Source organism: Agaribacterium haliotis (genome assembly GCF_002312815.1).
GTDB classification, from domain to species: Bacteria; Pseudomonadota; Gammaproteobacteria; order Pseudomonadales; family Cellvibrionaceae; genus Agaribacterium; species Agaribacterium haliotis.
Window position 1 is genome coordinate 183,069 of record NZ_NKQJ01000003.1, and the last position, 20,331, is coordinate 203,399.

General features: G+C 51.3%; 15 protein-coding genes and 1 tRNA gene. 11 read left to right on the forward strand and 5 right to left on the reverse strand.

All coding sequences use genetic code 11. The annotated features are described in order from the left end of the window. Positions 1 to 38: 38 nt before the first annotated feature. From CFK45_RS05300 to CFK45_RS05320, 5 genes are all read left to right on the forward strand, one after another. Positions 39 to 848 (forward strand): symmetrical bis(5'-nucleosyl)-tetraphosphatase, encoded by an 810-nt coding sequence (locus CFK45_RS05300; RefSeq protein ID WP_096085386.1) that lies wholly within the window; start codon positions 39 to 41, stop codon positions 846 to 848. A gap of 244 nt (positions 849 to 1,092) precedes the next feature. Continuing rightward, positions 1,093 to 3,015 (forward strand): PrkA family serine protein kinase, encoded by a 1,923-nt coding sequence (locus tag CFK45_RS05305; RefSeq protein WP_096085387.1) that lies wholly within the window; start codon positions 1,093 to 1,095, stop codon positions 3,013 to 3,015. A gap of 36 nt (positions 3,016 to 3,051) precedes the next feature. Beyond that, complete coding sequence (locus CFK45_RS05310) at positions 3,052 to 4,314, forward strand: YeaH/YhbH family protein (RefSeq protein ID WP_096085388.1); 1,263 nt, start codon at positions 3,052 to 3,054, stop codon at positions 4,312 to 4,314. Next, complete coding sequence (locus CFK45_RS05315) at positions 4,311 to 5,855, forward strand: SpoVR family protein (RefSeq protein WP_096085389.1); 1,545 nt, start codon at positions 4,311 to 4,313, stop codon at positions 5,853 to 5,855. The genes CFK45_RS05310 and CFK45_RS05315 overlap by 4 nt, the downstream gene beginning before the upstream one ends. Positions 5,856 to 5,958: 103 nt before the next feature. Beyond that, positions 5,959 to 7,434: a cryptochrome/photolyase family protein gene (locus CFK45_RS05320; RefSeq protein ID WP_096085390.1), complete on the forward strand. Its 1,476-nt coding sequence runs from the start codon at positions 5,959 to 5,961 to the stop codon at positions 7,432 to 7,434. A gap of 297 nt (positions 7,435 to 7,731) precedes the next feature. Here the strand turns inward: CFK45_RS05320 and CFK45_RS05325 are convergent, their stop codons facing one another. Beyond that, on the reverse strand, positions 7,732 to 8,682 hold the full coding sequence (locus tag CFK45_RS05325) for a DMT family transporter (RefSeq protein ID WP_096085391.1): 951 nt from the start codon (positions 8,680 to 8,682) through the stop codon (positions 7,732 to 7,734). Between the two features lie 302 nt (positions 8,683 to 8,984). On the opposite strand from CFK45_RS05325, the gene CFK45_RS05330 reads away from it, so the two are divergent. Continuing rightward, on the forward strand, positions 8,985 to 10,166 hold the full coding sequence (locus tag CFK45_RS05330) for a tRNA nucleotidyltransferase/poly(A) polymerase-related protein (RefSeq protein WP_096085392.1): 1,182 nt from the start codon (positions 8,985 to 8,987) through the stop codon (positions 10,164 to 10,166). Here the strand turns inward: CFK45_RS05330 and folB are convergent. Further along, entirely contained in the window at positions 10,135 to 10,497 is a 363-nt protein-coding gene (gene folB, locus CFK45_RS05335) for a dihydroneopterin aldolase (protein WP_096085393.1), read from the reverse strand. The genes CFK45_RS05330 and folB overlap by 32 nt on opposite strands. Then, positions 10,497 to 11,534, reverse strand: coding sequence for a tRNA (adenosine(37)-N6)-threonylcarbamoyltransferase complex transferase subunit TsaD (tsaD, locus tag CFK45_RS05340; RefSeq protein WP_096085511.1), 1,038 nt, complete (start codon positions 11,532 to 11,534; stop codon positions 10,497 to 10,499). Before tsaD ends, folB begins: the two co-directional genes overlap by 1 nt. Before the next feature lie 259 nt (positions 11,535 to 11,793). Here tsaD and rpsU point away from each other — a divergent pair, with 259 nt between their 5' ends. The 5 genes from rpsU to CFK45_RS05365 all read left to right on the forward strand — a co-directional run bounded on the left by rpsU (position 11,794) and on the right by CFK45_RS05365 (position 16,747). Continuing rightward, positions 11,794 to 12,009, forward strand: a complete 216-nt coding sequence (gene rpsU / locus CFK45_RS05345; protein WP_096085512.1) for a 30S ribosomal protein S21 — start codon at positions 11,794 to 11,796, stop codon at positions 12,007 to 12,009. Positions 12,010 to 12,075: 66 nt separating this feature from the next. Next, entirely contained in the window at positions 12,076 to 12,525 is a 450-nt protein-coding gene (locus CFK45_RS05350; RefSeq protein ID WP_096085394.1) for a GatB/YqeY domain-containing protein, read from the forward strand. A gap of 146 nt (positions 12,526 to 12,671) precedes the next feature. Beyond that, positions 12,672 to 14,657: a DNA primase gene (dnaG, locus tag CFK45_RS05355; protein WP_096085395.1), complete on the forward strand. Its 1,986-nt coding sequence runs from the start codon at positions 12,672 to 12,674 to the stop codon at positions 14,655 to 14,657. Between the two features lie 133 nt (positions 14,658 to 14,790). Beyond that, positions 14,791 to 16,620, forward strand: a complete 1,830-nt coding sequence (gene rpoD / locus CFK45_RS05360) for an RNA polymerase sigma factor RpoD (RefSeq protein ID WP_096085396.1) — start codon at positions 14,791 to 14,793, stop codon at positions 16,618 to 16,620. 50 nt (positions 16,621 to 16,670) lie between these two features. Then, a tRNA-Ile gene (locus CFK45_RS05365) sits at positions 16,671 to 16,747 on the forward strand. Between the two features lie 187 nt (positions 16,748 to 16,934). Here the strand turns inward: CFK45_RS05365 and CFK45_RS05370 are convergent. Both CFK45_RS05370 and CFK45_RS05375 read right to left on the reverse strand, forming a co-directional pair. Continuing rightward, positions 16,935 to 18,656, reverse strand: a complete 1,722-nt coding sequence (locus CFK45_RS05370) for a sulfatase-like hydrolase/transferase (RefSeq protein ID WP_096085397.1) — start codon at positions 18,654 to 18,656, stop codon at positions 16,935 to 16,937. 212 nt (positions 18,657 to 18,868) lie between these two features. Then, positions 18,869 to 20,272: a sulfatase family protein gene (locus CFK45_RS05375; protein WP_239923567.1), complete on the reverse strand. Its 1,404-nt coding sequence runs from the start codon at positions 20,270 to 20,272 to the stop codon at positions 18,869 to 18,871. Between the last annotated feature and the right edge of the window lie 59 nt (positions 20,273 to 20,331).

Here is a 20,331-nt window from a genome sequence, read left to right on the forward strand (position 1 = left end):
CCCTTTGTTTTCCCACCCGCAAGACACAGGATATTGGCATCGCTACCTACGCTGTTGGAGACATTCAGGGCTGTCTTAGCCCCCTGCTCGACTTACTTGAGCAAATTCATTTCAGCAGTGAAGATGTACTGTGGTGTGTTGGCGATTTAGTTAACCGCGGCCCCGACAACATCGGCACCCTGCGCTTTTTGCATTCGCTCGGCCCGCGCTGCAAACTTGTACTCGGCAACCACGACCTGCACATGCTGGCCTGCTGGTCGGGCCAGCGCACCATAGGCCGCAAAGATAATTTCGGTGACGTGCTCGGCGCCGACGACGCCGACATGCTCTGCCACTGGCTGTTGCAACAGCCGCTTATCCACTGTGATCGCAAACTCAATTACGCCATGGTGCACGCCGGCATTCCGCCTCAATGGAGCTTAAAAAAAGCCCTGAAGCGCGCCGCCGAAGTCGAGGCCGTGCTGCGCTCAGAGCAGCGTCAACAGCTGTTTGCAAGCATGTACGGCAACGAACCTGCAAGGTGGGATAAGACTCTTGCCGGCATGGACAGGCTTCGCTTGATCACCAATTATTTCACCCGCATGCGCTTTTGCTCCGAGCAGGGTGAACTTGAACTCGAAAGTAAGTTTGGCCCCAATAAGGCACCCGAAGGTTTTGCGCCGTGGTTCAGCTTCGAGAATCACCAGGCCAGGGGCGAACGCCTGCTGTTTGGCCACTGGGCAGCCCTTGAGGGCCAAACTCAACACAGCGACTTTATCGGTCTCGACACCGGCTGCGTTTGGGGCAGTAAATTAACCATTTTGCGTCTCGACGACGGCGAACGTTTTTGTCTCGATTGCCATTTTTAGCTAGCCTCACCTAAAGCAAGCCAGAATCCAGCCTACTCTTGTGGGGCTTTACTCAAGCATCCAAACAATTTTTAATTGCGTATACTTACCAAAAGCACAGCACTTAGGAACTTTTAGTTAGGCTCAGGCTCAGATATTTAACCGAGGTTTTTTTCTGTGCCACTCGTCTCAGGGTCTATTCTTAGACTGAGGCTAGCGAACAAGCTCGCTGGGCCGATTCCCCAAAAGCGTACCGGAGGCTTTGATGACAATATTCAGCCACTATCAACAGCGCTACACCGACACTCAGCAGGAAGAAATAAGCCTGCAGGAATATTTGGATTTATGTAAAAAAGATCCAAGCGTTTATGCAAGTGCAGCTGAACGCATACTCACCGCCATCGGTGAGCCCGAGCTGATCGACACATCAAAAGATCCGCGCTTAAGTCGAATTTTTTCCAACAAAGTGATCAAGCGCTATAAAAGCTTTGAGCATTTTTATGGCATGGAAGACGCCATCGAGCAAATTGTCAGCTTTTTTAAGCACGCGGCTCAGGGCCTTGAAGAAACCAAACAAATTCTCTATCTGCTCGGCCCCGTCGGTGGCGGCAAAAGCTCGCTGGCTGAAAAACTAAAAAGCCTAATTGAAAAAGAACCAATTTACTGCTTAAAAGACAGCCCCGTATTTGAGAGCCCGCTGGGCTTGTTTAACCCAGAAGAAGACGCTGCAATTCTTGAGGAAGACTACGGCATTGCGCCGCGCTACATCCGCAGCATTATGAGCCCGTGGGCAGTCAAACGCCTGCACGAATTCGGCGGCGACATAAGTAAATTTAAAGTTGTTAAAATCTGGCCTTCAGTGCTCGATCAAGTTGCCGTAAGTAAAACCGAACCCGGCGATGAAAACAATCAAGACATTAGCTCTCTGGTCGGCAAGGTCGATATACGCAAGCTCGAAGAATTTCCGCAGCACGACCCAGATGCCTACAGCTTCTCGGGCGGCCTGAGCCGAGCCAATCAAGGGCTGATGGAATTTGTAGAGATGTTCAAGGCGCCAATTAAAGTCTTGCACCCTTTGCTAACTGCCACCCAAGAGGGTAACTACAATGGCACCGAAGGTCTCGGCGCGATTCCATTTAACGGCATCGTTCTGGCGCACAGCAACGAGAGCGAATGGCAGAGTTTTAAAAACAACAAAAATAACGAGGCTTTCCTAGATCGTGTTTATATCGTCAAAGTCCCCTATTGCGTAAGGGTCAGCGAAGAGATTCATATCTACGAAAAGTTGCTGCAGAGCAGCTCGCTGAGTAAAGCTCCGTGTGCACCCGATACGCTGAGCATGCTCGCCCAGTTTATTGTACTGTCGCGGCTGAAAACACCGGAGAATTCGAGCGTATTTTCCAAAATGCGCATCTACGACGGGCAAAACCTTAAAGACACAGACCCGAAAGCTAAATCCATTCAAGAATACCGCGACAACGCCGGTGTTGACGAAGGTATGGACGGCCTCAGCACCCGTTTTGCATTTAAAATACTGTCCAAAGTTTTTAACTTTGACCCGACAGAGATTGCCGCCAACCCCGTGCACCTGCTCTATGTGCTCGAACAACAAATTGAGCAGGAGCAATACAGTGACGATGTGCGCGATCGCTACCTTGCTTTTCTCAAAGAGTACCTCGCGCCTCGTTATATAGAGTTTATCGGCAAAGAGATCCAAACCGCCTACCTCGAGAGCTATGCCGAGTACGGCCAAAATATTTTTGATCGTTACGTCACCTACGCAGATTTTTGGATTCAAGACCAGGAGTATCGCGACCCGGAGACCGGAGAAATTCTCGATCGCTCAGCGCTTAGCGAAGAACTGGAGAAAATCGAAAAGCCTGCGGGCATCAGCAACCCCAAAGACTTTCGCAACGAAGTGGTCAATTTTGTGCTGCGTGCGCGCGCCAACAACAACGGCAAAAATCCCGCGTGGAACAGCTATGAAAAACTGCGCAGTGTGATCGAGAAAAAAATGTTCTCAAACACCGAAGACCTGTTACCGGTAATTAGCTTTAATGCCAAGAGCTCTGCCGATGACAAGAAAAAACACGAGGACTTTGTTCATCGCATGACTGAGCGCGGCTACACCGATAAACAAGTGCGCCTGTTATCAGAGTGGTATCTGCGAGTTAGAAAGTCGCAGTAATTGTAAAGTCCCAATAATCGGCTCGGGGGCCTGCACATGAGTTACATCATCGACAGGCGGTTGAACTCTAAGAAAAAAAGTACCGTCAACCGCCAGCGTTTTTTGCGCCGCTACCGCGAACATATACGCAAAGCAGTCAGCGATGCCGTCGACAAACGCTCAATTACCGACATGGACAAGGGCGAAAAGATCTCCATCCCGAATAAGGATATCAGCGAGCCGGTATTCCATCACGGCCAGGGCGGCCGCAATACCCGCGTACTGCCCGGTAACGATCAATTTGTTGCCGGCGATCACATCCCCCGCCCCCAAGGTGGACAAGGTCAAGGTGGCGCAGGTGACGGCGCCTCCGATTCCGGTGAGGGCATGGATGAATTTGTATTTAATATCAGCCAGGAAGAGTTCTTAAACTTTGTATTTGAAGACCTGGAGCTTCCAAATCTCGTCAAGCGCCAGCTCGCCGGTATAGAAGAGTTTGAATATCGGCGCGCAGGTTTTAGCAATGAGGGCAACCCCGGGCAGATTAATGTCGTGCGCTCGCTGCGCTCGGCCAACGCCAGGCGCATCGCCCTGACCGGTAAAGCCCGGCGTCGCATCAAAGAAATAGAAAACGAACTCGAAGCACTTTCAGACAATGATATCGAAGTGCGCTCAGCGCTTGAGCAAGAGCTGAACAAACTAAAAATTCGTGTACAGAAAGTACCGTGGCTGGACAACTACGACCTCAAATACAATTTGCAGGTAAAAAAACCACTGCCGACAAGTAAAGCCGTTATGTTTTGTTTGATGGATGTCAGCGGCTCCATGGATCAAGCCACCAAAGATGTCGCCAAGCGTTTTTTCCTACTGTTGTTTCTCTTCCTGCAGCGCAACTACAAACATATAGAAGTAGTTTTTATCCGCCACCACACCAGCGCCAAAGAAGTCGACGAGCAAGAGTTTTTCTACAGCCGCGAAACAGGCGGCACCATTGTCAGCAGTGCACTAAAACTGATGCATGAAATTGTCAGCGAGCGCTACCCGGTTTCCGAGTGGAATATCTACGCAGCGCAAGCCTCTGACGGAGACAACTGGAATGACGATAGCAGCGTTTGCCAAAAAATACTCAGCGAGCAACTTTTACCTCTGTGTCAGTATTTTTCTTACATTGAAATTACCCCGCGCGACCGGCAGGCTTTGTGGCACGCCTATGAAGAACTAAAACAGCAGTTCCCAGAGAGTTTTGCTATGAAGCACCTCGTTGACGCCGGCGACATTTACCCGGTATTTCGCGAACTATTTCACAAGCAGGCAGCATGAGCGATTCACTGATATCTACCGGTTCGGAGTGGGACTTTGATCTAATTCAGCGCTACGATCACGAAATCGGCGCAATAGCGGAAGAGTTTGGCCTGGACACCTACGCCAATCAGATTGAGATCATCAGCTCCGAACAAATGATGGACTCCTACGCCTCGACCGGCATGCCGCTCGGTTACAACCACTGGAGCTACGGCAAACAATTCTTAAGTGTCGAACAAAACTACAAGCGCGGCCAAATGGGCCTAGCCTATGAAATTGTCATCAACTCCGACCCGTGCATCGCCTATTTGATGGAGGAAAACACGCTGACGATGCAAGCCTTAGTGATTGCCCACGCCTGCTATGGACACAATAGTTTTTTTAAGGGCAATTATTTGTTTCGCAGCTGGACAGATGCAAGCTCCATTATCGACTACCTGGTCTTTGCCAAAAACTACATCGCCGATTGTGAAGAACGCCACGGAGTAAATGCAGTTGAAAACCTTCTCGACTCCTGTCACGCGCTGATGAACTACGGCGTCGATCGCTACAAACGCCCCTACCCACTATCAACAGCGGAAGAAGAAAATCAACAAAAAGAGCGTGAAGCGTATTTGCAAAAACAGGTGAACGACCTGTGGCGCACCATTCCAACTGTAGAAAAAGAGAAAGCCGAGCTCGCTGCGGCGCGCTTTCCCAACGAACCCCAGGAAAACCTCCTGTACTTTTTTGAAAAAAATGCGCCGCTGCTCGAGCCCTGGCAGCGCGAAGTGATACGAATCGTGCGCAAACTCGCTCAGTATTTTTATCCACAGCGCCAAACCCAGGTAATGAACGAAGGCTGGGCGTGTTTTTGGCACTATCACTTACTGAATGAGCTGTACAACCGCGGCAAGGTGAACGAAGGTTTTATGCTGGAGTTTATGCAGAGTCACACCAGCGTTATCTTCCAGCCCCCCTACAACAGCCCGTATTTTAATGGCATTAACCCTTACACCCTCGGCTTTAACATGATGATGGATATCAAACGCATCTGTCAGAACCCGAGCGCTGAAGATAAACAGTGGTTTCCGGAGATCGCCGGTAGCCCGTGGCTGCAAACTCTCGACTTTGCTATGCGCAATTTCAAAGACGAGAGTTTTGTACTGCAATTCCTCTCACCCCGGCTAATGCGCGAACTCAAGCTGTTCACCATCGTCGACGACGATGTAAAAGCCGATATCGCCGTCACGGCAATACACGATGAGCAGGGCTATAAAGCGGTGCGCGAAGCTTTGTCGGCCCAATACAACCTCGGCAACAACGAGCCCAACATTCAAATTTACAGCGCCGATATTCGCGGCGATCGTTCGCTCACCCTGCATCACTACCGCCACCAGCGCCGCCCGCTAGAGAGGCAAAGCGCCGAAGAAGTTATCAAGCACGTTCACCGTCTGTGGGGGTTTGATGTGCACCTTTTGTCGCTCGACGATACCATTGTTCGCCAGCGCTTTCACTGCCCGGAACAAGCTCCCGAGCAAGGTAATTTGGAGCCTGGTAGCCAAGCACCAAAAAACTAAGTGCTAAAAAACCGCTCTAGCGAGGCCAATCACGCGTTGCCCTAATTCGCGGAAGCTGAGCTGTAAACTAATCTACTTCCAAAAATCAGGCGTATAAGCCGACATGCGCAGCCTAATACTTTTTTTCAAAGACCTCCGCCTAGATGACAACCCGGCCTTAAACGCCGCCTGTCGCGCAGATGCCGTATTACCTGTTTACCTGTATCGCTGCGGGCAGCGCCCCGGAGCGCAAGCGCAAGATGTTATTCTCAGACAGCAACTTCGACGATTAAAATCTGAGTTACAACAGCAGCAATTAGATCTCTATGTACTTGAAGGTAGGCTGATAGAGACAGTCAAGCAGCTAGTACTTAAACACCGCATACAAAAAATATGCTGGAGCTGGTGTTACGAGAAAGACCTGTACGCGCAGCAACTTAAGTTATTTGAGTGGGCTCAACAGCAGGGTCTTGAGCTTGTCTGTGAGCACAGTTTTTTAATGCTTGCCCCTGCCAGCGTACTCAACGGCCAAGGCGAATACTACAAAGTATTCACATCGTTTTATAAAAAGTTTTGCCTGCAAAAACTTCGCCGCCCCGAGGCCTTTGATCGCTCACACGCAAAACTCATCGCCCTAGAGCCGGAAATTAGCCCGGCCCGGCTCTATGAACTCGATGCTCAAGCCGAGCCCAAGTGGGCTGGTGCTATCTTGCAGCGCTGGTGCCACGGCCCAAGTAGTGAACAGCTCGCATATGAGTTTCTAAAAAAACGCCTGAATGCTTATCAGCACTCCAGAGACCAGATTGACGACAACTGTGGCAGCCAGCTCTCGGTTGCCTTAGCACTTGGTTTATTAAGCCCAATACGCTTGTGGCACGACTGCCTGAGCATGGCGGCCGAACAGGAACAGCACGCTTTTTTAAGGCAGCTGGTTTGGCGAGAATTTAATTGGAACTTGCTTTTCCAGCTACCTGAACTGCCCCAAGCAAACTTTAAAAGCAGCTTTGATCTTTTTCCCTACCAAAACGACAATGCCTTAGTTGAGCGCTGGCAACGCGGACAAAGCGGTTACCCGTTGATAGATGCCGCCATGCGGCAACTCTGGCAAGAAGCCTGGATGCCAAATAGAGCACGCATGTTAGTAGCGTCTTTTTTGTGCAAACACCTGATGCAAGACTGGCGCGCAGGCGAAGCCTGGTTTTGGCACTGTCTGGCCGATGCCGATTTGGCAAATAACGTTTGCGGTTGGCAGTGGACAGCCGGCTGCGGCGCAGACGCTGCGCCTTACTTTCGCATCTTTAACCCGATCAGCCAGGGGCAAAAATTTGATGCCGAGGCCTGCTATATAAAACGCTGGCTGCCGGAGCTCTCAGCGCTACCGAGCCGCTACTGTCACGAACCTTGGGCTGCGCCAAGCTCAGCACTCAAACAGGCGGGCGTGGTTCTCGGCCAAAACTATCCACAAGCCATCGTCGATCACAAACAGGCGCGCCAACGCGCTCTCGACGCCTGGCACCAACGGCACAGTCGCGAGCAAGCCCCCACCTCGGCCAGCCCTGCACAGCAAAGTTTTGTATTAGGGCCTGTTAACACTAATTAAATACGCTCTGCTGGAGCCTGAGTATTCGACCAGAAAGGCGCTTTGAGCGCAGTTTAGCAAGCTAAATAAGCGATAAGTAACGCATCGGGGCGGATATTCAGGCCCAGCCCTTCGGGTTGTGCCCCTCATCCCGCTCTCTGTGTTGTTTGTCGCTTATTTGGAGTAACCAAACTGCGCTCCAAACGCCTTGATAGCGGAATGAGGGGCGCAACAGAGTGCACTTAATTAGTGTTAACAGGCCCTAGATTAAAGTGAGGCGAGCAAACAATATGCTCACCTCACTTAATCAGAGCCCGCTCAAATAAATAAGGGTTTTATCTTTAGCACCCCCATGCGTACACCTTTGCGCAAACCTTTGTAACTGAAGCGATAGATAAAGCGCCCAAAACTCTGCACCAGGCCCTGAAAAAGCGCTAGAGAAAAAAGCACTAAAGCACTGCCGAAAAATACTTGAGCGCTTAGCTGCTCACCTTCAAGGCTAACACCTAGCGCAATTGCCATGACCGGCGTCAACAGCGGAATCAAGCTCACGGTGACCACCTGGCAACGTGTTAACACGTAATAAAATGCCACACCGCCAAACATGGAGCCGGCCAAAACCAAATAAGTCACGCCGACGATGGACTTTATATCCAGGCTCTGTGGCACATTCGCATCCGTCAGCAACCACGTCAGAACAAAAAAAGGAGCGGCGATAAACAAACTACCGCTTAGTTGGCGAAAGGCATCAACCTGAGCACCGGATTTTTTAACCAAAACGGTGGAGAAAGCAAAAAGTGCAGATGAACACAATATGCCAAGTACCCCCCAAAGCGCGTGCTTGCCAAGCGCTAATTGATCCAAGTTAATTAACACCAAACCGGCAACCGCCACCAACAGCGCCAAAACTCGCTGAAGGTTAAATGCGTTTTGTTTTAACAAAAGCAGAGCAAACAGCCCGGTAAAAAAAGGATAAGTACCAAATATCACCGCAATTAACGACGACGGAATAAACTGCGCAGACCAGTACACCAGTAACATATTTGGAAAGATACCAACCGCACCTGCAGCAAACGCTAAAACGTCTTTTTTTTGTTTAACAAGGGGTCGACGAGTTATCAACAACAGTGCAGCACACAGCAGCGCGGCCAAGGCCATACGCGCAGTCACCGCGGCCTGAAAACTCAGGCTGCTATTGCTCCATTGAACGGCAAGGGGGGTTGTTGCCCAAATAAATACAACACTTGTGTAGGCGATGATGACCTTCATGATTTACCTCCTGTTTATGTCATCGCTCGTCGAATCGCGTTGTTTCTCCTTCGGGCTTTTGAGTAAAAACAAAAAAGGCCGCAGGAAAATCGCTGCGGCCTTTTGTGAAACTAGTATTACAATGTTGTCACTCTTGCCGCCGCGCGTGTGCCACGCGCACACGCCAAATCGCCGCCACGCATAGTGGAGCGGTAAAGCTGTGTTTCGGCAAAAAGTGAAAAGTGCTCATCGAAATTTCGATCGCTTCGTTCTAAAATGATGGGCAAAGTCTGGGCTATAGCGAGCTGGCCGTCAACACGTTTATGAAAATTTTCCTCGTCGGCGGCGCAGTACGCGACAAACTCCTCAATTATCCAAGTTCTGAGCAAGATTGGGTTGTCGTTGGCGCAACAGAAGCCGAAATGTTGTCGCGCGGGTTCAGCCCGGTAGGTAAAGACTTCCCCGTTTTTCTCCACCCCGAAAGCAAAGACGAGTACGCACTCGCCCGCAAAGAAAGAAAAGTTGCCGCAGGCTACGGTGGTTTTAATTTTGATACCGACAGTTCAATCACACTTGAGCAAGACTTACTTCGCCGTGATTTAACAATCAATGCCATGGCGCAAAGTAGCGACGGCCAATTAATTGACCCCTATGGCGGCCAAAGAGACTTACAAAAAAAAATCCTGCGTCATGTCAGTGATGCTTTTGTTGAAGACCCGCTGCGAGTTTTGCGTGTCGCCCGTTTTGCCGCGCGCTATGCGCACCTGGGCTTTCGTGTTGCGGAAGAAACCATGGCGCTTATGCAAAACCTGGTCAAATCTGGTGAGATGCAGCACCTTGTTGCTGAGCGCAGCTGGAAAGAAAGCGAAAGAGCGCTCGGCGAGCGAAGCCCCTGGGTATATTTTGAAATATTACAACAATGTGGCGCGCTCGCGATTTTAATGCCTGAGCTATCTGCCAACTTACAGCAAAACAAGCTCGCCATAGCGGCCCTTAAAAAGGCGTGCTCACTGCAAGCAAACCAACCTGTGCGCCTGTCAGCACTTTGCCATCAACTCGCCCCGCAAAAAATTCGCGAGCAGCTCGCGCAGCTAAAAGCCCCGAAAAACTATATTGAACTCGCTTCACTGTGTAGCCAGCATCAACGGGCCATCGCAAATTTCCAACAGCTCTGCGCCGAAGAAATTTTTGCGCTCATCAAACAAAGTGATGCCCTGCGCAAAAGCCAACGCTTTAACGAACTCTTATTAAGTGCAAAAGCCTGTGTACAAGCACAGCGCTCAAGCAACCATAATTTTAGTTCCGCCAATCAGCTCGCCTACGCCGCCAAACTTTGTTTAAGTATTAGCGGCCGAGCGCTAACTAATGAAGGCTTAACCGGGCCCGAGATCGGCGCGGAACTTGAGCGCCGCCGCCTGCAGGCTATTGGCCGGCTGCTCGACAGCATTCACAGCTCAAAAGTCACTGTAACACTTAAGCCGGCAGGCGCTGACCGCGCTGAATAACAATACCGACATCGCAGGTGTTGCCGATGGCATCGGGTTTAGACAAGCGCAGCTTTAAACCCGGTACCTTAAACTCAGTCATCAAACACTCGGCCACCGTTTGCGCCAGCGCTTCAACCAATTCAAAGCGCGTCTGAAGGCAAAGATTTTCTATACGCTTGCACACCGCGTTGTAATCAAGCGCATGCTCTAAATCATCACTTTTACACGCGCGTTGACTATCCCAAAGCATGTCGACATCAAAAACAATGCTCTGAGGCTGCTTTTTTTCATGCTCGTAAACACCGATAACCGTGCTTATTTTTAAGCCTCGAATAAATACAACGTCCATCAAGCCTGCACCTCAAGCGGCGTCAACTCCTGCATCGGCCAACGCGCTTTAACTTGCACACTCAAATCGCTTTGCTGGCCCGCAGCCAGGCGCTGATAACCGGCAAACGCAATCATCGCGCCATTATCGGTGCACAGTTCTGGGCGCGCATAAAAAACCGAGGCGCCCATTTTTGCGAGCGCCGCCTCCAGTTTTTCACGCAGACGGCTATTGGCGCTGACCCCTCCGGCAATCACCAGGCGCTGATAGGAGCAGGCCTCCAATGCACGGCGACACTTGATCACCAGCGTATCGACAACGGCTTCCTGAAATGCATGAGCGATATCGGCACAGCACTGATCGTCGGGCAAACCGTTTTCCTGCTTATTTGCCTCGACGGTGTTTAAGGTGAAAGTTTTTAGACCACTGAAACTAAAATCGAGCCCGGGCCGGTCACACATCGGCCGGGGAAATTTAAAACGCCCAGCCTGACCGAGCTCTGCAAGCCTGGCAATATGCGGCCCACCGGGGTAGTCGAGATCCATCATCTTGGCCGCTTTATCAAATGCTTCACCAGCTGCGTCGTCCAGGCTTTCACCGAGCAATTGGTACTTACCTATCGCTTCAACCTGCACTAATTGTGTGTGACCGCCACTGACAAGCAGCGCAACAAAGGGAAATTCGGGCGCGTTATCTTCAAGCAGCGGCGCCAACAAATGCCCTTCCATATGGTGCACCCCAATTGCCGGCACTTTCCAGGCGTACGCCAAGGCGCGCCCAGCGCAGGCGCCGACCATTAGCGCGCCAACCAAACCGGGCCCCTCGGTATACGCCACGGCATCAACCTGTTGTTCGGACTTGCAGTCTTTCAACAGTTTATCGATCAGCGGAATAAGTTTGCGTACGTGATCGCGCGATGCCAGCTCGGGCACCACGCCGCCGTATTCGCTGTGAACATCAATCTGACTGTAAAGTTCGTGCCCCAGCAAGCCGAGCTCGCTGTCGTACAACGCTACGCCGGTCTCATCACAGGAACTTTCAATGCCTAAAACGCGCATAAATTTGTTATCGCCAAGTTGTTTGTTGTACCAAGTTGCTTGCGGCAAGTGCCCCCGATAAACGGCCCGCCGAGCTTATATATAAAGAAGCCGCGGACGATAACACAGTTACACGGGGCAATCATGGCTTAAAGGGCTAAAATTTACACACAATGCTTGCTCATCGTTAGCTCTGGGTATAGAATGCGCGCCCTAATTTGTGGATGCTGCCGTGCAGGCGGCAACATTCAAGACATTAAAAACGGAAACATTAGTACATATGCCTTCTGTAAAACTGAAAGAAAACGAACCATTTGATATCGCCCTGCGTCGCTTCAAGCGCTCTTGTGAAAAAGCGGGCATCCTCGCCGAAGTACGTCGTCGTGAATTCTACGAAAAGCCAACTGCTGTTCGTAAGCGTAAAGCGGCTGCCGCGGTTAAGCGTCACATGAAAAAAGTGAATCGCGAGACCCGTCGCTTCTCACGCCCTTACTAAGTTTTATTCAACTTAGTAAGCCGCCCGGCGCGCCGACTCTTAGCGCGCCAAGCAACTCTTCTGATTATGGCCAGCCCAGTTAAAGACAGCATTGCCCAGGCAGTGAAAGATGCTATGCGCGCGCGAGACAAACAGCGTCTCGGGGTATTGCGTATGCTGATGTCTGAGTTTAAACGCGTCGAAGTTGATGAGCGCATAGAGCTCGACGATGTGCGTGTACTCGCTATTCTAGATAAAGCTGCCAAACAGCGCCGCGACGCCGCCCAGCAGTATCGGGATGCCGAGCGCAGCGATCTCGCCGAAACAGAAGAGTTTGAGATTTCAGTCATTCAAGACTACCTGCCCAAGCAACTAAGCAGCGACGAACTCGGCGCGCTAGTTGATCAGGCCATCGCCAGCACTGCTGCAGCGTCAATGGCCGACATGGGCAAGCTAATGGCAGTGCTCAAACCCCAAGTTCATGGCCGTGCCGACATGGGTGAAGTCAGCAAACTGGTTAAGCAAAAACTTAATTAAGCTTGCTTCTTTCAACCCCACTAACTGCTCACACATAGCAAGCCTGCCGCTTTATTCCCGGCTAAATAGCTAAAAACAAACGCCCACCGGGGCCTGGCAGAAGAAACAAATTTCCGAATATAGCCGGACGAGTTAAACTTGCCGCCATGTCCCGTATCCCCCAGAACTTCCTCGACGACCTACTGACCCGTATCGACATCGTCGACGTGGTGGATCAGCGTGTAAAGCTCAAGCGCAGCGGCAAAAACTACAGCGCCTGCTGCCCCTTTCACGACGAAAAAACCCCTTCGTTTACCGTAAGCCCCGACAAGCAGTTTTATTACTGCTTTGGCTGCGGCGCAAACGGTACCGCCATCAGCTTTGTGATGGACTACGACCGCGTCGGTTTTGTCGATGCCGTCGACAGCCTCGCCAAAATCGCCGGTGTCGAAGTGCCGCGGGAACAGCGCAGCGAAATCCAGGATGCCCGCGAACAGCAGCGCAAGCGCTGCTACAGCTTGCTGGTAGAAGTGAACGACTACTATCAGCAGCAGCTGCGCCAACACCCCGGTCGCGATCACGCCGTGCGCTATTTGCAACAGCGCGGCCTAAGCGGCCAGATCGCCAAGCTCTACCAGCTCGGTTATGCGCCCGCCGGCTGGGATAACCTACTGCTGCGCTTTGGCCAAAATGAAAGCGCCTTTCAGTTACTGGACGACTGCGGCCTTGTTGTCGATAAAAAAGAAGAAAACAAACGCTACGACCGCTTTCGCCAGCGCATTATGTTCCCTATTCGCGACGTGCGCGGACGCTGCATCGGTTTTGGTGGGCGCGTGCTCGATGACAGCAAACCTAAGTACTTAAATTCGCCTGAAACCGAGGTTTTTCACAAAAGTCGCGAGCTATACGGCCTCTACGAAGCCCGCCAATACAGCAAAAACCTCGAGCAGCTGATTGTTGTCGAAGGTTATATGGATGTTATCGCCCTCGCCCAGTACGGCATCTACAACGCCGTCGCCACCCTCGGCACAGCCTGCGGCGAAGAGCACCTAAAACTCGCCTTTCGCCACGTCAAAGACCTTGTATTTTGTTTTGATGGCGACAAAGCCGGGCGCAAGGCCGCCGAACGCGCACTGCACGCCTCGCTGAGCAGCATGGAAGACGGCCGCCAAATTCGTTTTTTGTTTCTGCCCGAAGGCCAGGACCCAGACAGTCTCGTGCGCCAAATCGGCCACGAGCGCTTTGGCCAACAAATCGAACAAGCCCTGCCCCTGGAGCAATTCTTATTTGATTCGGCCGCCGACGGCGTCGACCTGAATAGCCTCGACGGTCGCGCGCGTTTTGCCAAAAACGCCGCGCCAATGCTGCACCAGCTGCCCGAGGGTATTTATCGCACCCTGATGTATAACAACCTGGCTAAGCGCACCGGACTCGCCACTGAACAGCTACTCGAATTCACCGAACTAAAAAGCCCAGAGCCCGAAGCCAGCCGGGAAGAGCATGGCGAAACCAATGCAGAAACCCGCGCGGATGCGCCCGAACTCAAGCAGGCTCCCGCGACTGTCGACTACAACTACGGCGGCTTCAGCAGCGAGCAAGTACCCGCTCACTTAAACGATACGCCCAGCGAAGCCTACGGCGCAGCAGCCTCGCAACACCCGGGCAGTAACAATACTGCGACTGCGCGCAGCTTGCTTGAGCTCAGCCTCGCCAAGCGCGCGACCATTGTCCTGCTCAATCACCCCGAGCTCGCGAGCGAGAGTGACATCAAGCTAAATGACGGCGATGAGCAGCAAGCAGACGGCAACATAGATTACGACTTGAAAGTGCTCAGGGATCTGCTCGCCTACCTGAGGCGCCGCCCACAAGCCAGCTTTATCAATATCATGGGCTGGTGGGGCGGCTTGCACGGCGCAGAATCCCAGCAGTTATTAAGCGAACTTGTCAGCCACCCGCTATTTCGCAGCGCCGGTAACCTGAGCAATTACAGCGCGGCAAACGATTTTGCTCCGTGCATCAAACAGATCAACCAGAGCCTGCAACACCAAAGCAGTAAGTCCGAATTGGCGCGGCTCAATCAAAAGGGCCTTGCCAAGCTAAGCGCCGAAGAGAAAAGGCGCTACCAGGAGCTGATCCTGCAAAGTGGCAGATAAGTGTCACATTAGTGCAACTAAGCCCTTGATATTGAGCAAAAAACCCCCATCTTGCTTAGCCTTGACTGGCCGCTCGACGGCTTGTTGTTTATAATTGCGCGCTTTTCGCCAATCTCCACCAACGGGAATCTGAATGAGCGATCAACCCCAACAGTCTCGTATCAAAGAACTGATTAACCGTGGCCGCGAACAAGGCTACCTTACCTATGACGAAGTAAATGATCACTTACCGGATGAGTTTAGCGATCCGGATCAGGTTGAAGACATCATTCAAATGATCAACGACATGGGTATCCGCGTCTACGAAGTAGCGCCGGACGCCGATGAACTGTTGATGACCGACGGCGACAACAGCACCGATGAAATCGCCGCTGCCGAAGCCGCCGCCGCGCTTGCTGCCGTAGAAACAGAAGCCGGCCGCACCACCGACCCTGTGCGTATGTATATGCGCGAAATGGGTACAGTTGAACTGCTGACCCGCGAAGGTGAAATCGCCATCGCCAAACGCATTGAAGAAGGCCTGCGCGAGCTGACTCACGCCCTTGCATTCTGGCCCGACGCAGTGCGCACTGTGGTCAGTGAATTTGACCTGATCGCCGAAGGCGAGCGCCGTATGCCAGATGTTATCAGCGGCTGGCTCGACCCCGCTGAAGAAGTGCAAGCGGCAACGCCGATCAATCAAGACAACAGCAAAAACGACGACGCTGACAACGACGATGATAACAGCGACGACGAAGATGAAAACGCAGGCGGCATAGATCCAGAGTACGCCAAAGAGCGTTTTGACGAGCTGCGCGCCGCCCTCGAAAATGCAGAAAAAGTAATCGAGAGCAAAGGTCGCGACACCAAAGAAGCCGGTGACGCCCTCGAAGCGCTCGGTGAAGTGTTTAAGTTTTTCAAACTTCCGCCGCGCCAGTTTGATCCGCTCTACGACCATGTTCGCGGTATGCTCGACCGTATTCGCGCCGAAGAAAAAGCCATTATGCGCCTGTGTGTTCAGCGCACCGGCATGCCGCGCAAAACCTTTATGAAGGAGTTCCCGGGTAACGAAACAGACCTCGAATGGATCCCTGACATCATTAAGAAAAAGCGCGATTACAGCGATGCCCTGCGCGGTTACCAAGGTGATATTTTGCGCAGCCAGCGCAAGCTCGCCCAGGTTGAAGAAGAGTGTGGCCTGCCGCTGGCCACCATTAAAGAGATCAACCGCCGCATGAGCATCGGCGAAGCCCGCGCCCGCCGCGCGAAAAAAGAAATGGTTGAAGCTAACTTGCGCCTGGTTATCTCCATCGCCAAGAAATACACCAACCGCGGCCTGCAGTTTCTCGACCTGATTCAAGAGGGCAATATCGGCCTGATGAAGGCCGTCGACAAGTTTGAATACCGCCGCGGCTACAAGTTCTCAACCTATGCCACTTGGTGGATTCGCCAGGCGATTACTCGCTCAATTGCCGACCAGGCGCGCACCATCCGTATTCCGGTGCACATGATAGAGACAATTAACAAGCTCAACCGTATCAGCCGCCAAATGCTGCAGGAAATGGGCCGCGAAGCGACACCCGAAGAGCTGGCTGAGCGCATGGACATGCCCGAAGACAAGGTGCGCAAGGTACTTAAGATCGCCAAAGAGCCGATCTCCATGGAAACGCCAATCGGCGACGATGAAGACAGCCACCTGGGCGACTTTATTGAAGACACCACCATTACCAGCCCGGTTGAAAGCGCCACCTCTTCCGGCCTGCAAGAAGCGACCAAATCGGTACTCGGCGGCCTGACCGCACGCGAAGCCAAAGTGCTGCGCATGCGTTTTGGCATCGATATGAACACCGATCACACGCTTGAAGAAGTGGGCAAGCAGTTCGACGTAACTCGCGAGCGCATCCGTCAGATCGAAGCTAAGGCCCTGCGCAAACTGCGCCACCCCTCTCGCTCCGACCACCTGCGCGGTTTCCTCGACGAATAAGCATCTGGTGTTTATAAGCGCGGCGCACTATAATGCGCCGCTGCATTTTAGGGCCTTTAGCTCAGCTGGTTAGAGCACTCGACTCATAATCGATAGGTCCACGGTTCAAGTCCGTGAAGGCCCACCATACTAATAAAAAACCCGATCCGCGAAAGCGGATCGGGTTTTTTATTAGCTATAGCCTCACAAACTTGTTCTTAGTTCCGGTTCACAAATTGCGTCGGCAATTTGAAACTAGGCGCAGCGCGCCGATAACCAAAACACTCTCCGAAGCACACTAAGCCCGAAGAATAACAAACCACCTTAGCGCCCTGTTAATAAGGGTCTTTGGGTTTTATTTTAATAATCTCAGCGTAGTCGACCACAGCACTTTCAATACGCTTTTTATCAGCCATCGCGATAAGCTGTTTAAGCAGCTTGGGCTTTTTATCTGCCAGGTTGTTAACCTCACCGGGGTCAACACTTAAATCGTAGAGCTCGTAAGCGATGCCCTCTTTGGCGCTGGTTTGCAAATACCAGCCGGGCTCAATTAACAGCTTCCAGCGACCTTCATAAATTAAGCTCTGCTGACCTTTGTCATTGAGATACAGAACTTCCGGCGGCGCCATTTCTTCGCCTTTTAGTGAAGCTAAAACACTGCGGCCGTCCATAGGCCGGGGTTTGGCGCCGCGAAACGTCTCTGGAAATTGTGTCTTACTTATTTCCATAAACGTCGGCATTAAATCGCCAACCCAGATTAAGTCATCACTAATACTGCCGGGTTTGATAACTCCGGGCCAGCTGATGATTCCGTGTGTTCGCGCGCCGCCCTCCCAGAGCAGAGCCTTTACGCCCGTATAGGGCTGGTTCATCAAATCACCGATATGGGCCGCACCGCCGTTATCGGAAACATAGACAATCAAAGTATTGTCGTATTCGCCACTTTGCTTAAGCTGCTGAACAAGCCTGCCGACATTGGCATCGAGCTTCTCCATCATTGCGGCATGCAACGCGGCTTTAAGCTGGTAGTTTTCTATGTTTTCTTTACTCTGCCCACCTTTTTGCTCAGTCCATATCCAGCTGTTATCGCGCACAGGCGCATCTTTGGGAAATAAACCTTGTTCAACCAGGCCGCGGTGGCGATTGTCGGCAACCGCCTGTAGATCCTCGTATCGTTTTAGATATTTCTGCACAAGCTCTTCAGGAGCCTGCAACGGCAGGTGCGGGGCCCGAAACGCAACATACATAAAAAACGGCTGCTCCTTTTTTGCCGCATCATCAAGCATAAGCAGCGCTTTATCTGTCATGCCATCTGTTGCATAAAAAGCCTTGGCGGTTTTACCGTGGTTTGCGGTGTACTGTTGTTTGGCCCAGGGATTGTCGGCAAACTGGTGTATTGTGTATTCGCTTTCAAACTTCAGCTTTGCTTTTTTATTACCTTCGTAATATTCGTGCTCATCGCCCTCTACAAAAAATAAATTGCCCTGCGCTCCAATCCAGGTAAAGCTCTGTTGAAAACCCCGTTGAGGTGGCAGCGCCAGATAATCAAGCTGCATTTCTTCTTTGCTTAACTTCATGCCGGGTGGATGACTCGCTATCCACGCAGGGCTCATTGTTTCGACATTGTCTTTGATATAACTGCCACCGAGATGCCACTTACCAACCATCATGGTCTGGTAACCATTTGCCCCTAGCAGCTCAGAGATCAGAGGCTGCTGATAAGGCAAGCGCCCCCGGTGCGCGGGGAATGGCAATTCGCGCACCCAATCACCAACAACACCACCGCCAAAACCAACATAAGAAGCTTCGACCCCAGTTAACAATGAAGCCCGCGTCGGGCTACAGCGCGCATTGCTGTAAAACGAACTTAAGCGCATACCATCGGCGGCCAACTGATCTAAATTCGGTGTTTTTATTTCACCACCAAAACTACCTAAATCGCTATAGCCGGCATCATCCGACATAATCACAACAATATTGGGGCGTTTATCTTCCGCCAAAACAGCGGAAGCGCACATCACTAGAACTGAAAATAAAATAGAAATTTTGTTATTCATTTTTTCTCGAATTTAAAAACTATAGAAATTGGAATTTAACTTGCGGTTTTAACCAGAAGCTTGAACCGCGAGCTTTAACTTGAGGCTTTGATCAGCGGTTTTGACCCGAGGCCTTTGACCTGAGCCCTTAGGCCTGGAGACTTAGGCCCGAGGACCTAGACAGCCCAAAGAGACTCTGCCACCAACAAGGCCATAAACACTCAGCCCCTCTCTTATTCAATCACCATCGGCGCCTTAGCCTGCGAGGCCTTTAGACTCTCACTGTAAAGTTCATCAAAAAATTCCTTGCGTCGCTCTAGATAAGCCATATTTTGCAGCTGAATGTTGCGTATATTGCCTTTATTCCATTCGTTCCACATGGCCGCAAGTTTGGCTTGCTGTTCGGGATATTTACCAAGCAGGTTGTTTTTTTCATACGGGTCATTTGTTAAATCGTAATAGGCGCGACCGACATCGGGTAAGGGTTGGCTGATATATTTGGCATCCATAGTGCGAACAGCCCATAAATTTTCTGCCTCTTCCATGCGCCAAAACAAGGCCTTGTGCGGTGAACCTGTTTTTTTACCTGTCATATACGGCGTCAAGTCTACGCCATCTAGCTTAGCGGTTTTGTCGCCGCTTACATCAGCACCAGCTAGAGCCAACGAGGTCGCGGCGATATCGAGCGACGATACTAAACCGTCAAAGCGCGTGCCCTTCTTAATTTTCTTAGGCCAGTGCGCAATAAAAGGCACATGCACACCACCTTCGGTCATCGCAACTTTGCCGAAACGATAGGGGCTGTTATCCGCCCACGTATAATTTGGCCACCATGAATACGGATATACACCGCCGTTGTCGCTTAAGAAAAAGATCAAGGTATTATCCAGTTCCTTATTCTTCTTAAGCGCGCTGACAAGCATCTGTATGCCGTCGTCCATCGCCTCAACCATCGCGGCGTAAATACGGCGATTTTCATCTTTGATATGCTTGTATTTATCAATATAGGACTGAGGCGCCTGCAACGGCGCGTGCGGAGCGTTGTAACTCATATAGATAAAAAATGGGCTGTCTTCTTTGCTTCGCCTGTCAATGTATTTGGCGGCATCGCGACTCAGCGCCGTCGTTAAATATTCGTCAAACTCAGCAACTTGGCTGTTGCGCATAATCGGCAGTAAATATCCATCCCCCCCCACTGTGGTCTCATGCGGAAAATAATTATGGCCGCCATCGAGAAAACCATAAAAATAATCAAAACCGCGCTGATTTGGCTGAAAATGCGGCGCCCCACCTAAGTGCCACTTGCCAAATACCGACGTGTGATAACCGAGCTCTTGCAAACGCCTGGCAAAGGTTTTCTCGGTAAGTGGCAGGCCCATATGGGGGTCATACGGCGTGTAAGAAATATTATTCTCCATACCAAAGCGCTGCTGATAACGACCGGTTAATAAACCCGCCCGCGAAGGCCCACAATAGGGGTGGGTAACAAAACCGTTCTCAAAAACCACACCCTCTTCGGCCAACTGATCCAAACTCGGCGTTTGGATCTCAGTTTCTCCGGTAAAACCCACATCGTTGTAACCGAGATCATCGGCCAGAATAACAACAATATTGGGCCGTTTGTCTTCAGCTTGCACACATAAACTTGCTAAACATACACTCGCAACAACAGCGATCTTCAGTAGCGGCAAATACA